Source organism: Pseudomonas putida, assembly GCF_005080685.1.
Lineage (GTDB): Bacteria > Pseudomonadota > Gammaproteobacteria > Pseudomonadales > Pseudomonadaceae > Aquipseudomonas > Aquipseudomonas putida_V.
Map to the genome: position 1 here is coordinate 3,597,917 of NZ_CP039371.1, position 13,422 is coordinate 3,611,338.

Consider the following 13,422-nt stretch of genomic DNA (forward strand, 5'->3'; position numbering starts at 1 on the left):
TTGTTATTGTGATTTCCGAGAGGGCCCTTCCGCGGCGGTCGACGCCTCGATAAATCCGCTCCCACAGGGACTGCACAGCCCCTAAGATCGAGGCGAACCTGTAGGAGCGGCTTTAGCCGCGAAGAGGCCGGGTCAGGCGAGCACGCCTATTTGCCACGGGCAGAATTCATCCTCGCCCAAGCCATTGAGCTCGCTTTTGGTCGCTTCCCCCGAGGCATGGGCAAGCAGGCGCTCGAAAATCTCCTGACCCATTTGGGCAATGGTCTTGTCGCCGTCGATGATCTGCCCGCAGTTGATGTCCATGTCATCGCTCATACGCTGGTACATCGGCGAGTTGCTGGCCAGCTTGAAGGTCGGCGCCGGCACTGAGCCGAAGCACGAGCCGCGGCCGGTGGTGAAGGCGATCAGGTTGGCACCGCCGGCGATCTGCCCGGTGGCCGAGACCGGGTCGTAGCCAGGGGTATCCATGAACACCAGGCCGTGGGTTTTCACCGGATGGGCATACTCGTACACGTCCATCAGCGGCGCATTGCCGCCCTTTTTCGCGCCGCCCAGTGACTTTTCCAGCACGTTGGCCAGGCCACCGGCATTGTTGCCGGGGCTGACGCGGCCGTTGATCTGGGTATCGCGGCCGCGGTTGTACTCCAGCCACCACTCAATGCGCTCGATCAGTTTGCGGCCCACCGCCGGGGTGGCGGCGCGGGCGGTCAGGGTGTGCTCGACGCCGAAGATTTCCGAGGTTTCCGAAAGGATCGCCGTACCGCCATGGCGCACCAGGATATCCACCGCCGCGCCCAGCGCCGGGTTGGCCGAAAGGCCGGAGAATCCATCCGAACCGCCGCATTGCATGCCGATCATCAAGTGCTCGGCGGACACCGGCTGCCGCCGCGCCTGGTCGGCCTTGGGCAGCATGCCTTCGATCAGCGCGATGCCCTGATCGGTGGCGCTTTTCACCCCGCCGACCTCCTGGATCACCAGCTTCTTCAGCATGTCGCCTTCCACCAGCCCTTCCTGCTCGAAGAAGCCGTGGATGTTGTTGCGCTCGCAGCCCAGGGCGATCACCACCGCACCCACGGTGTTGGGGTGCTTGATGTAACCACCGATGGTGCGACGCAACAGGTCCATCGGCTCGCCGGTCATTTCCATGCCACAGCCGATTTCGTGCACATAAGGCACCACGCCATCAATGTTGGGGAAACCTGCCAAGCGGCGCTCGTCGAAGTGGTTGGCGATCTTGCGCGCCACGGTGGCACCGCAGTTGCCGACCACGAACACACCGAGGTAATTGCGGGTGGCCACGCGGCCATCCTCGCGGACGATGCCCTGGAAAGTCGCGCGCTGCTCGGGCGGCAGCAGGTCGGTGGGCACATAGTCCAGGCCGTAGCGGTAATCGCGGTCGGTTTCACCGAAGACGATGTTGTGGCTGTGCATCCAGGTGCCAGGCGGCAAATCCTCGGCGGCATAGCCGATCACCGTGTTGTACTTGAGCACCGGCTCGCCCTTGGTGATCAGCCGGGCAGCGACCTTGTGCCCCAGCGGCACGGCTTGCTGGATGGTGACGCCTTCACCGGGGATGGCGGTGCCGGCAGGAATCTCGATACGCGCGACCACGACATTGTCGGCGGCATCGAGGCGAATGACTGGGCTGACTTCACGGTAACTCATGGTGTTTTCCTATAGGTATGACGCCCATGACGGTGGCGGCACGCTCGCCACCGCCAAGGCTTGCTCACGGGCGTTTGCCGAACTCGATGCTGTGCTGGGTCCAGGCCAGGGCCTGTTCGCTGAGGGAGAAGCCCAGGCCTGGGCGGTTGGGCACCCACATGCGGCCCTCACGCAACTCCAGGCGTTCATTGGACATCGGCTCTAGCCATTCGAAGTGTTCCAGCCACGGCTCCTCCGGGTAGGCTGCCGCCAGGTGCAGGTGGATTTCCATGGCAAAATGCGGGGCCAGCTTCAGGCCTCTGAAACTGGCTAGGTTCATGATCTGCAGGAACGGCGTGATACCGCCTACCCGCGGCGCATCGGGCTGGACGAAATCACAAGCGTTGGCAGTGATCAGCTGGGCGTGCTCGTTGAAGCTGGTGAGCATCTCGCCGGTGGCGATGGCGGTGTCCAACGACGCAGCCAAGGCGGCGTGGCCTTCGACGTCGGCACTGTCCAACGGCTCTTCGATCCAGGTCAGGTCGAACTGCTCGAGCTTGCGGCAGAAACGCTGGGCGGTAACCCGGTCCCATTGCTGGTTGGCGTCGACCATCAGCGGGAAGCCTTCGCCCAGTTGCTCGCGCACCGCCTGCACACGCTTGAAGTCGATGCTGGTGTCCGGCTGGCCGACCTTGATCTTGATGCCGCCGATGCCATTGCGACGGGAGGTCTGCACGTTTTCCAGGACCTTTTCCAGGGGCGTCGACAGGTAGCCGCCGGAGGTGTTGTAGCACTGTACCGAGTCGCGATGAGCGCCCAGCAACTTGGCCAGCGGCAGGCCCGCGCGCTTGGCTTTCAGATCCCACAGGGCGATGTCGAATGGTGCGATGGCCTGGGTGGTCAGGCCACTGCGGCCCATTGAAGCACCGGCCCAAAGCAGCTTGTTGTAGAGCTTGGCGATGTCGTTCGGGTCTTCGCCCAGCAGCGTCGGGGCGATTTCCTGGGCGTGGGCGTACATGCCGGGGCCACCGGCACGTTTGGAGTAGCCGAAACCGATGCCTTCGTGGCCTTCACGGGTGCGGATTTCGGCGAAGAAGAAGGCGATTTCGGTCAGCGGTTTCTGCCGACCGGTCAAGACCTTGGCATCGCTGATCGGCGCGCCCAGCGGCAGTACGGTGTACGACAGCTTGATCCACTCGATGCTGTCGGTGGTGGCGGCCCCAGGTTGCAGCGCGGCGATTTTCGGGGCGATGTACACGTTGCTTTCGATCATGCGGTCTTCCTCTTGATCATTGAGCGTTGGAAGTTTTTCCGGTCAGGTCGGATAGCTGCAGTCGCTGGATGCGACCGACGATCACCAGGTAAGAAAAAGCTGCCAGCAGGCCGTGGGCACCGACGTAGATCAGTGCGCTGTTGAACGAACCGCTGGAGTGCAGCAGGTAACCGATCACCACCGGGGTGACGATGCCGGCAGTGTTGCCCAAGGCGTTGAACACGCCGCCGGTCATACCGATCATTTCCCGCGGCGCGGTGTCTGCCACCACGCTGAAGCCGAGGTTGCCGAAGCCTTTGCCGAAGAACGCCAGGCTCATAACGGCGATCACTAGCCACTGGGCATCGACGTAGTTGCACAGCATCATGCTCGAGCTCAGCAGCACGCCAGTGATGATGGGCGTCTTGCGGGCAATGCTCAGGGATCTGGTACGACGCAACAGGTAATCGGAGAAGAACCCCGACGACACTGCGCCGATCAGCCCGCACAGGGCCGGGATCGAAGCGACAAGGCCGGCCTGGAGGATGTCGAAGCCACGCTCCTTGACCAGGTAGATCGGGAACCAAGTGACGTAGAACCAGGTCACCGCACTGACGCAGTACTGGCTGAGGAACATGCCGATCAACATGCGGCTCTTGAACAGCAGGCCGACTTCCGTCAACGAGTTCCGGCGCTTTTCCTTGGGCAGCGAAGCCTGGGCTTCGAGGTCGACCAGCGCTTCGCCCTTGCGCAGGTAGTCGAGTTCCTCGCCGTTCATCTTCGGGTGGCTGACCGGCAGGTAGTAGTTTTTCCACCAGATCGCGGCGATGCCGAAGCCGACGATGCCCATGACGATGAACACGTATTCCCAACCGAAGGCGTAGCACAGCCAGCCCATGAACGGGGTGAAGAACGCCAGCGAGATGTACTGGGCGCTGTTGAAGATGGCCCCGGCCATACCCCGCTCCGCAGACGGAAACCATGATGCGATCACCCGGGTTGAAGCCGGCCCTACCGGCGCCTCGGCCACACCCAGCAGAAAGCGCAGTGCCAGCAGCAGCGGCACGATCATGCCGACGAAGTGCACCAGGCCCATGCACACGGTGAAGGCTGACCATACGCAGATGGCCAGTGCCATGGTTTTCTTCGAGCCGAAGCGGTCCGCCAGCCAGCCCGAGGGGATAAGGAAGATTACATAGGCCCAACTGAAGATGGAGAACAGGTAACCCATTTCCACCGAGCTGATGCCGAGCTCCTTGCTCATGTCGGAACCCGCTACCGACAGGGCGGCGCGGTCACCGCTGCTCAAGGCCAGGACCATGGTGATCAGGGCCAGGATCAGGTAGCGATAACGGGTAGCTGTGGTGGACGCGGCAACGGCGCCGGGGGCTGGCCCGGCGGCGTAGGTGTCGTGGTTGTGCATCGCGGTTGCCTCATTGTTTTTATTGGCGTCGTGCAGGGCCTTGCACCGGCACCTGCTTCGAATTCTGGCAGCTCGCAGCCCTGCAGGAGAGCTGTTTTCGACCAATGACAGCGCTATCAAATGACAGCGCTGTCATTAATCCTAGGCTCGAGCTGGCGGGCTTTGCAAATGTCCGTTCGCAGTGAATTCCCATACTTTGGGAATGAGCAGGAAATGCAAAAAACGCGCGCCGTTCCGGTAACATCGGCAACATGCTCAAAGCTCCCGTCCAGAGGCCCCCATGCTGGAAACGCCCGCTACCGTCGCTGACCCGAAACCACCGCTGGCTGCCCCTGCCACCCTCGACGACGTGGCGAAGATGGCCAAGGTCTCGCCCATCACCGTTTCCCGGGTGATCAACCGGCCGGAACTGGTGTCGGAGAAAACCCAGAAAAAGGTGCGCAATGCCATCCGCAAGACGGGATATGTACCGAACATGCTCGCGGGCGCCCTGGTTTCGCAGCGCAGCCGGCTGGTCATCGTGGTGGTACCGAATGTCGCCAACCGTGCCTTCGTCGACACCATTACCCAGCTCGGTCAGCGACTGGCCACGGCCCGCTACCAGTTGCTGCTCAGCCAGTCAGACCTGGCAAACAGAAGTGAAGCGGAACTGATCGATGCGATCCTCGCCCGCCGCCCCGACGGCATCGTGCTGACCCGCCAGCTGCAAAGCCCTGAAGCGCGGGAAAAACTGATCGCCCGAGGCATTCCGGTGGTAGAGACCTGGGAGCTGGCGCAGGACCCGATCGACACGGTGGTCGGTTTTTCCCACGAGGCCGTTGGCCGGGCCATGGCCGAGCACATTATCGAACGCGGCCACCGCCGCGTGGGCCTGGTCTGGAGCGACGATGCCCGCGCCACTCGGCGGCGCCAGGCGTGTGTGGAGGCCCTGCGTGAAGCCGGCGTTGAGGTAGTTGCCTGCGAGCTCGAAGCAGTGCCGGTGAATATGGGCCACGGCCGTGAAGCCATGGCCCGGATGCTGGCAGCCAAGGTACCTATGGATGCGGTGATCTGCAGCATCGACCTGCTCGCCCAGGGGGTCATGGCCGAGGCCCAGGCCAACGGCCTGCAGGTGCCTCAGGACCTGGCGGTGATGGGCTTCGGCAACCTGGAATTCGCCGCGCATACCCACCCGCGCTTGAGCACGGTGAGTGTTGACGGCGGGCGCATTGGCCTGCGTACGGCAGAGCTTCTGCTGCAGCGGATCGAAGGCAGCCTGGAGCGTGGGGCGCAAGTGGAGGATGTCGGCTTCAGACTGGTGATTCGGGAAAGCACCTGAAGGCGTGCGTTCGCCAGCAAAAGCCCAAGCGCGGTGATGCAATTTGTCTAAGTACTGCTGAAGCAACTTGACTGGCTTCCCTTCAATGGATCGCTTCATAAGCGTCCCCCTTTTACTTTGAAAATCGCTCTCACACAGCCAGCCGTTCCAGCGAAGCCGGCGATCAGCGCAGAGGCAAGTCCCGCATAGTGGGATTTTTTTACGAAGCATCACCTGGTTGCACGCCAGAACCTCTCATATCGTGATATGTATCAAAAATAAAGGAGAGGTGATATGGAACGAACCAAGGGTACTGCCGCACTCGAAAAAGCGTTCGATTTGTTGGAGGCAATCGGTCTATCAGCTGACGGACTCGAACCCCAGCAACTCAACGCGCAGGTAAACCTGCCCCGGGCGACCTTTTACCGCTTACTAGGCCTTTTGATCGATCGCGGCATGATTAGGCGTGACAGCACTGGTAAACGGTATCGACTCGGTTTTCGGTACCTTGAAATGGTGCGCGGCGCCTGGCTCGAGCCCGACCTTGTCGCTGCCGCCAGCTTCGAATTAAGGTCATTGCGCGACTTGACTGGCGAGACCACCTATCTGGCAGTGCGTGATGGTGAACACGTATTATCTCTAGAACGATGCGACGGCGCGCACAGCAACCGTTCTGCGGCGGCAATGGGGCAACGCAAGCCGATGCACTGCACCGGCCAGGGCAAAGCGATTCTCAGCGCGATTGCCGAGATTGAACGGCGCGATCTGCTGAAAAGAATTCAGTTGGAGCGTCTTACCCCACTCACCATTACTGATCGGGCACGTCTGTTGACTGAGCTTGAGGTTACCCGCACCCGTGGTTACGCCATCGACGATGAAGAGATCGTCCTGGGTATTCGGTGTGTAGCTGCTCCGATCATTGATGCTGCAGGTCAGGTAAGGGGGGCGCTGAGCATTGCCGGTCCAGCCTACCGACTTACACGTAAACGCCTGGACCTCCTAGGGCCAGAAGTCGCAGCGTCAGCACAACGAGTCGGCAGCCAATTGACGGTTCGCCAAGTCAGTAACACACCGGATGTCTTGCAGCCAATCGATGACCGCTGGGCGTTCTTAGGGGGCTTTCCCCGCTGGAGCGGGCGGGAGAAATGCCTTTACTGGGTCGATCGACTTGCACCCGCGGTCTACCGATACACCTGCGAGGGCACAGAAAAGATCTTTCGGCCTGAACACCCTGTCATCGGTATGGAACTCACCGCTGACGGTCAGTTCATCGCACTGGAACATGAATACCTATTTGTCAGCGAGGGTCGAGTTCGCAGCCGTGGTAAATGGGGATTTGGAATGCCGACCTGCATCTGCAGCGATCCACAGGGGCGGATCTGGGCGGCTATTCGCATGGGCAGCGGCCAATGGAAAGTCGGCGAGGTGCACCGGGACGGGACATTGGCCAGCCAGTGGCAATTTAACGAAGCGATCACTGCCCTTTCTTGGGACCCTCACCGGGCCCAACTGTTTGCATTGGCTGCTGACTCCGGCACGCTGTTTAGGCTCGACTCAACCAGTCAGGTTCGTCGTTTCGCCACGCTTCCCAAGGGTTCGGGTTTGCTGAGCGGCCTTGCCGTGGATGAACAAGGCAACGTCTGGACCGCGCTATCAGATGGCTGGAGCATTGTCAAATTCGACCGTGACGGTAACATCGAGCAGATGCTTGGCGTCCCTGTTGCATCACCTACTGACCTCTGTTTCGGCGGTAATGATGGCACCACTTTGTACATTACCTCTTCGCGCCAAGCAGTCAGCCGTCATGCACTCAAAACAGCCCCTTGGTCGGGCACAGTGATGTGCACTCCTGTGGACAGTCGCGGAGCCCCCGCGACCGTCACACGCGGCCCTGTCTGAGCTATTTAAGGGCGAAGGTGTAGGTGAGAATCACACGGTTCTCATCCCTTCGTCCAGTGACGTCCCCTTGAATCTCCACATTGCGCCAGCGCAAGGCCAAGTCCTTGAGAGGCCCACTTTGGATGACATAGGTGATGTCCAAGTTACGCTCCCACTCTTTGCCGGATTGGCCATTGACCTCGAAGTCGTCGCCACGAACGTATCGTGCAAACGCAGAGAGGCCGGGTACCCCGAGACCGGCGAAGTCAACGTCATAGCGCGCCTGCCAGGAGCGCTCTCCTGCTCTGTCAAAGCGCAGGACCTGGATAGCGTTGGAAACGCCTGGGAGGTCAGTGTCATGCAAGAAAGGTAAGGCGCTGTCACCGGCATTGTATTGGTATCCCAGCGTGACCTTTTGGAAACCATACGCGGCGCTCAGCAGGCCGGAGGTCATGCGGCTGTCGAGGTCGCCGGCGCGAGCAGCGCCGTCCTCTTTACTGTCGAGATAGTTCAGCGTACCGCTCAGTCGCACGCCCCCCAGATCGACATACTTCGTAGCGGTATACAGCGTCTGCTGATAGACATCTTCCAGCCGTCCACCCCAAACCCCTACCGACAGGCTTGGGTCGGGCAGCCAGGTCCCGCCGAGATAGGTGAATCGGTCACCCGTCACGTTGAAATAGTTACCGGTCTGCATGTCCCGGCTCCCACTGAACTCGCGATAGTTGACCTGGCGCATTTGCCCGAGGCTGAAGCTGAAGTGATCAAGCTCGTTGATATCTAGCATCGCGCCTTCAAAGAATTGCGGCAGCAACCGCGAATCGCCGGCATACACCAGCGGTATCTTTGGGAAAAGCCCACCTACCTTGAGCTCCGTCTTCGACACTTTAACCTTCACTGCCGCTGTGGCTTCCGAATACTCATCTGCCGAGCGCGGATCGGAATTGCGAGGGGCGCCGACGCGCTTATAGGCGCCAGGCAACAAACCACTGCCGCTACGATCCGGTGAAGAGTCTAGTTTTAAGCCTAAGCCTGCGTAGACATCCACACCTACGGCAATCGGCGTGTCTGTATAACCAGATTGGGCTTTGAAGATAAATCCCTGCGCCCACTCTTCAATTTTGGACTGGGCGGGCGCGGTCGAGTCGCGCAGATCGTGGTTATAGTAGAAGTTGCGCAGCGTAAGATTGGCCTTGCTGTCTTCGAAGAACGCAGCTTGTGCCGACAATGGAATGAGCCCTGATACACAAAGAGCGATGGCGGATACGGACGAGGAACGAGGTTGACTGAATTGCATTCTTATTATTTTCCTTTGGACATTCAGTGTGCGCAGCGGGCTCACCGCTGCGTGCAGGTGTCAGCGTGGTGACCAGATAAATCGCACGCTCGCCTCCAGCGTTTGGCCGGGCTGGACCACATTCGTGCCTCGGTCTGTCCACTCGCTGACATGACTGTTAAAGGCATCCGCCAAGTGCGAGACGGGCTCCAGGCAAAGATAAGGAGCACCAGGGGGGGCAAACGCGACGAAATGGGTAAGAGGTTCGTCTGCTTTCATGAGCAAATGACCTTGGTGATAATCAACCTTGAGCTCGCCATCCCACTGCGAACCGTACAAGGCCAACTCTTGCCCCAGCGCGTCATCGATGATGACTGGAGCACTCACTGCATCCGACTTGCCGGTTGGTAAGTACTCATCATCAATCTGCCAAGAGCGCCCTACATTAAGCTCAACACGCATCCTTGGATGGCGGTGGAAATAGGGATGCAGGCCCAAGCCTGCGGGCATCGATGTCTCACCCAGGTTGGTAACGGCAAGCCGTACCGAAAGGGTATTGCCGCCCAAGGAGAAACGTTGCTCAAACCTTACCGGCCACGGCCAATGTTCTCCCTCGTAAAGGCAGACCAAGATGACGCTGTCTGCACTCCTTGCAGCCACCGTCCAATGCAAAGTTTGCGCTACGCCATGCAGGGTATGCGGGAGAGCCGCAGGATGAGGAGGCAACGAATAGGATTTCCCCTCATGCATCAGGTTCGCCTCACGAACCCGGTTTGAATAAGGCATGAGCGGATAGATACCACCCCTTGGCCATGCCAATGGATCGAAGCTGTCGGCTACCAGCGGGGTCATGATGTCCACGCTATCCGCTTGCATCAGCGCGACGCGTCCGCCCCACTCGGGAATTAGCGACAACGACCAAGTTTTATTGCTGAGTTCTACGCGAGTCATTGGCAGTTCCTTTTTCAAGCATGCAGCGTCCCGCCCGGCGCGTTTTTACACGCCGGTGGGGGTTGTTATTAGGGTCGCGGTTCGGGCGGGCTCAGCTTCGGCGGAACTGCTCGAATACGCTCATGTTCATTTCAAGCCCAAGGCCTGCTGCCGTTGGAACATGCATCAGTCCATCGTGCAGCAACCCTTTGATGTCATAGAGCCAACCATCCGTCTCGACGTAGTGGTATTCCACCAATGGCACTCCTGGCTGAGCGGCGGCCAGGTGAAGGGTCGCTAATAGGCCAGGGCCGAAGTACGGGCTATGAGGCAGAACCAAGGTGTCGTACTGCGCAGCCAGATTGGCGATGCGCATGCACTCGCTGACGCCGCCAACCTTGGTTACCGATGGCTGAATAGAATCCACTGCACCTTGTCGAAGGGCTTCTTCGAATTGCACAGCGGTACACCAGTTCTCACCGGCGGATATCGGCACGCCATGTCCGCGTAAGCTGGCCAGCGCTTGGAAGTCTTCTGGGGGGAAGATCGGTTCCTCCAGCCATGCCAAGTCGATTTCGGCCAACTTTGGCAACCATTCGCGAGTGGCGTCGATTGCCCATGAACAGTTGACGTCGGTGGCCAGAGGAATGTCGCGGCCGATGGCACGACGGCACTCGGCGACTTCCCCGACAACGTTTTCGTGCAGCTTGATGTGCTTGAAACCTTCGCGCAGCGCGCGCTCGCAGACTTTCGGCGCGATCGAGCCTTCGCCATAACGGACCAAGCTGGCATAAGCGGGAATAGATGACCGGGTACCGCCACCCAGCAGGTGGTGCAGGGGCAGTTCCTCACGTTTGGCCTGCAGATCCCAGAGGGCCATGTCCACCCCAGATAAGCCGAACATCGTCACACCGTAACGACCGAAGATGTGCAACCGTAGCTGGGTGTCCAAGTTCCATGCCGCGATATCGGTGATGGTCTGGCCGACGGCCAACGGGGCGATCAGGCGATCGATCATTGCCCTTACCGAATCGGCCACGAAATAACCGAATGCCTCACCCCAGCCCACATTGCCGAGCTCGTCTTCCACCCGCACCAGCACGTTTTCCAGCGTGTGCCAGGTCATCGGGGTGATGATCTTGGGGTTGCCGCCGTCGTGGAACGGTATCTCGACCACGAAGGTCTTGATACTGGCAATTTTCATGACCGCGCTCCAAGTACGCTCACCAATGGCGCACCGGCATAAGCTCCACCTACATGGTCGCGACCAGATGTGTGTGGGTCCATCTGTTCGTAAGGCAGGTATTCAGGTGCCAGATGATCCTTGGCATTGTCTTTCGGCTGGTAGCCGAGGGCGCGGGCACGGCCGTTGCTGAACAGCGGATTGGGGCTTTCCGAGACGCCGTAGACGATCTCCTGGCGTACCTCGGGATGCTCCAGGCCAATGCGGATCAACTGGGCAAGATCTCGACCGCTGGTCCACATACGCAGGCGACGCGCGTCAGAAACCTTTGCGTCCGCATTACCGATTCGGATAATGAAGGTGGCCAAGTCGTAGCGCTGGGAGAACGCCGCACAGGCGGCTTCGCCGAAGACCTTGCTCATCGCGTAATAGCTATCAGGCGCTGGAATTGCATCATCGAAGGTCTCGGCTGCATCGGTTCGATATTGCCCAACCACATGGTGGCTGCTGGTGAAGAGGAAACGTTTTGCGCCATGCCGTTGCGCAGCTTCCAGCAGATACAGCGTCGCGTGGTAGTTGGGCTCGACCGTCGCCTGGAACGCAATGTCAGTACCGTGTGCACACGCTAAATGAAGAATGCCGTACGTGCCCTGAACTGCGCGATCAACCAAAGCGGGATCGGTAAGGTCGCCTACGATTTCTGTTTCTCCCGGCTGAAGATCGCCGACTGGTCGGCGATCGAGCAAACGCAATTGGTAGTGCTCGCGCAGCAGAGGGCGAAGCGCGGTACCGACGATGCCTGCGGCACCGGTGATCAACAAGGTTTGCATTCCTGATACTCCTCGAATTGCTGACTGCCGCGCCAGGCATTGCTGCACGGCAAATTGTATTCACACGATGGCAGGGGCTGCCTCGACCGCGGCTCGTTCGTTTACGAATAGCGCCACGATGACAGCTCCAACAATGCCCAGCGCGCCGGCCAAGGCAAAGCCACTGGAGAAGGTGCCCGTCGACTGAATAATGATCCCGGTAACCGTAGGTGCCACGATCCCGGACAGATTGGCTAGGCCATGCATGAAGCCGCCAGCGGTACCAACCTGATGATCAGGTACAGCGTCTTGGATCATCGACCAGTAGGCTGGTGCAGATAGCATCAGGAAGCCCACGGCAACGGTCATTACCGCCACCGCCGCGCTGATGCTTTCAAGCTGCCCTGTCAGGGCGACGCAGCTAGCGGCCACCAGCAGGCAGCTGACCAGCACCAGCTTGCGCGAATACAGACGGCGCCCGGTGCGCTTAAACACCCAGTCGATCAGTAACCCACCACCGATAAAGCCGAACGTACCCACCAGCCACGGCAGCGCGGTGACCACGCTCATCGATTTGAGGTCGATGCCCTTGGCGTCGATCAGGTAGCTCGGGAACCAGGTCATGAAGAAGTACAGGATGTAGTTGTAACAAAAAAGCGACAGCCCGGAGATCAGCACCGCACGCTGAGTGATGACCTGCATGACCGGGGTGCGAGGTGCCTCGTCCGCCGCCTGCACCGGAACATCGCGCTCGGCGTTAATCAGTGCCAGTTCCTCGGCACTGACCCGAGGGTGTTCATTGGGCGTGGATGCAGCCATGCGCCACCAAGCGACCGCCCAAAGAATGCCAATGCAGGCGATCACCACAAAGGCAACGCGCCAACCCAGCCAAATGGCCAGGAAGCCAACGATCGGACCCGCCAACGCGCCGCCCAACGGGCCGCCCGCCTGGGCAATGCCAATGGCCCGAGCTCGCTCGGTGATGGGGAACCAGCTATTGATGGCCTTGTTGGCGGTAGTACTGACCGGGCCTTCGCCGACGCCGAATAAGGCACGCACGATCAACAGCGACCAAAAATTGAAAGCCAGGGCGGTAGAACCGCACAGAACCGACCAGAAACCCATCGACCAGGTCAGCACGCGCTTGGGACCGAAACGGTCGGCCAGGTAACCGCCGACGAAGCAGAACAGCGCATAGCCAAAGAAGAAGCTGCTGAAAATCAGTCCTTTCTCGGCTGGGGTCAGGTGGTAGTCCTGGGTGATAAAAGGCATGGCGATCGAAAGCGCAGCACGATCGACATAGTTAATAACCATGGCGAGGAAAAGCATGGACAGGATTGTCCAGCGGTAGGACTTGTTGTTATTCATCGGTGACTCCGCGCGCCCTCGTTGGGGCGCGTCTGTTGTTATCGCTGTCGATGTCAAACGGTGTAGTCGACCGCCACCCACTCGAAATACTGCTTCAAGTCTTTCACCAACGCCTGATGAGCAGGGTGAGGCAGGTAGCGTTCGACCGCAGCGGAATCATCGAAACTGGATTCCAGGATATAGTCCCAGCAAATCGGCCTATCGAGCTCATTGGCCGCCACTCGCCAGTCCCGAATGAAGTCGATCTGCTGAGGCAGTACATGCATGCGTTCGACCAGCTCAGCCTCAAGGCCGGGCTGGGCGTCGACATCCGCACGGCGACGAAACATAACGATATGACGCATCATGATTTCGCCCTCTTT

General features: G+C 59.8%; 11 protein-coding genes. 2 read left to right on the plus strand and 9 right to left on the minus strand.

Annotated elements, in window-relative coordinates:
- Positions 1 to 132: 132 nt before the first annotated feature.
- From E6B08_RS16315 to E6B08_RS16325, 3 genes are all read right to left on the minus strand, one after another.
- Positions 133 to 1,665 (minus strand): UxaA family hydrolase, encoded by a 1,533-nt coding sequence (locus E6B08_RS16315; RefSeq protein WP_136914995.1) that lies wholly within the window; start codon positions 1,663 to 1,665, stop codon positions 133 to 135.
- Positions 1,666 to 1,729: 64 nt separating this feature from the next.
- The gene (locus tag E6B08_RS16320; RefSeq protein WP_136914996.1) at positions 1,730 to 2,917 is read right to left on the minus strand and encodes an L-talarate/galactarate dehydratase; all 1,188 of its coding nucleotides are present in this window, start codon (positions 2,915 to 2,917) and stop codon (positions 1,730 to 1,732) included.
- 16 nt (positions 2,918 to 2,933) lie between these two features.
- Positions 2,934 to 4,319 (minus strand): MFS transporter, encoded by a 1,386-nt coding sequence (locus E6B08_RS16325; RefSeq protein ID WP_136914997.1) that lies wholly within the window; start codon positions 4,317 to 4,319, stop codon positions 2,934 to 2,936.
- A gap of 280 nt (positions 4,320 to 4,599) precedes the next feature.
- On the opposite strand from E6B08_RS16325, the gene E6B08_RS16330 reads away from it, so the two are divergent.
- Positions 4,600 to 5,637, plus strand: coding sequence for a LacI family DNA-binding transcriptional regulator (locus E6B08_RS16330; protein ID WP_136914998.1), 1,038 nt, complete (start codon positions 4,600 to 4,602; stop codon positions 5,635 to 5,637).
- Between the two features lie 273 nt (positions 5,638 to 5,910).
- On the plus strand, positions 5,911 to 7,515 hold the full coding sequence (locus tag E6B08_RS16335) for an IclR family transcriptional regulator domain-containing protein (RefSeq protein WP_136914999.1): 1,605 nt from the start codon (positions 5,911 to 5,913) through the stop codon (positions 7,513 to 7,515).
- A 1-nt stretch (position 7,516) separates the two neighbouring features.
- On the opposite strand, the gene E6B08_RS16340 is transcribed toward E6B08_RS16335, so the two are convergent.
- From E6B08_RS16340 to E6B08_RS16365, 6 genes are all read right to left on the minus strand, one after another.
- A complete protein-coding gene (locus tag E6B08_RS16340) occupies positions 7,517 to 8,791 on the minus strand; it encodes an OprD family porin (RefSeq protein WP_136915000.1) in 1,275 nt (424 codons plus the stop codon).
- A 60-nt stretch (positions 8,792 to 8,851) separates the two neighbouring features.
- Positions 8,852 to 9,721, minus strand: coding sequence for an aldose 1-epimerase (locus E6B08_RS16345; RefSeq protein WP_136915001.1), 870 nt, complete (start codon positions 9,719 to 9,721; stop codon positions 8,852 to 8,854).
- Between the two features lie 91 nt (positions 9,722 to 9,812).
- Positions 9,813 to 10,904 carry a mandelate racemase/muconate lactonizing enzyme family protein gene (locus E6B08_RS16350; protein ID WP_136915002.1) on the minus strand — a complete coding sequence of 364 codons (1,092 nt, stop codon included), beginning with the start codon at positions 10,902 to 10,904 and terminating at the stop codon, positions 9,813 to 9,815.
- Positions 10,901 to 11,713, minus strand: a complete 813-nt coding sequence (locus E6B08_RS16355) for an NAD-dependent epimerase/dehydratase family protein (protein ID WP_136915003.1) — start codon at positions 11,711 to 11,713, stop codon at positions 10,901 to 10,903. The genes E6B08_RS16350 and E6B08_RS16355 overlap by 4 nt, the downstream gene beginning before the upstream one ends.
- A 60-nt stretch (positions 11,714 to 11,773) precedes the next feature.
- Complete coding sequence (locus tag E6B08_RS16360; protein ID WP_136915004.1) at positions 11,774 to 13,060, minus strand: MFS transporter; 1,287 nt, start codon at positions 13,058 to 13,060, stop codon at positions 11,774 to 11,776.
- A gap of 53 nt (positions 13,061 to 13,113) precedes the next feature.
- Positions 13,114 to 13,407 (minus strand): Dabb family protein, encoded by a 294-nt coding sequence (locus E6B08_RS16365; protein WP_136915005.1) that lies wholly within the window; start codon positions 13,405 to 13,407, stop codon positions 13,114 to 13,116.
- Positions 13,408 to 13,422 lie beyond the last annotated feature (15 nt).

Bases quoted from the DNA above. Each gene is read 5' to 3' on its own strand.
- E6B08_RS16315 (WP_136914995.1), bottom strand. From the start codon at position 1,665: ATGAGTTACCGTGAAGTCAGCCCAGTCATTCGCCTCGATGCCGCCGAC.
- E6B08_RS16320 (WP_136914996.1), bottom strand. From the start codon at position 2,917: ATGATCGAAAGCAACGTGTACATCGCCCCGAAAATCGCCGCGCTGCAA.
- E6B08_RS16325 (WP_136914997.1), bottom strand. From the start codon at position 4,319: ATGCACAACCACGACACCTACGCCGCCGGGCCAGCCCCCGGCGCCGTT.
- E6B08_RS16330 (WP_136914998.1), top strand. From the start codon at position 4,600: ATGCTGGAAACGCCCGCTACCGTCGCTGACCCGAAACCACCGCTGGCT.
- E6B08_RS16335 (WP_136914999.1), top strand. From the start codon at position 5,911: ATGGAACGAACCAAGGGTACTGCCGCACTCGAAAAAGCGTTCGATTTG.
- E6B08_RS16340 (WP_136915000.1), bottom strand. From the start codon at position 8,791: ATGCAATTCAGTCAACCTCGTTCCTCGTCCGTATCCGCCATCGCTCTT.
- E6B08_RS16345 (WP_136915001.1), bottom strand. From the start codon at position 9,721: ATGACTCGCGTAGAACTCAGCAATAAAACTTGGTCGTTGTCGCTAATT.
- E6B08_RS16350 (WP_136915002.1), bottom strand. From the start codon at position 10,904: ATGAAAATTGCCAGTATCAAGACCTTCGTGGTCGAGATACCGTTCCAC.
- E6B08_RS16355 (WP_136915003.1), bottom strand. From the start codon at position 11,713: ATGCAAACCTTGTTGATCACCGGTGCCGCAGGCATCGTCGGTACCGCG.
- E6B08_RS16360 (WP_136915004.1), bottom strand. From the start codon at position 13,060: ATGAATAACAACAAGTCCTACCGCTGGACAATCCTGTCCATGCTTTTC.
- E6B08_RS16365 (WP_136915005.1), bottom strand. From the start codon at position 13,407: ATGATGCGTCATATCGTTATGTTTCGTCGCCGTGCGGATGTCGACGCC.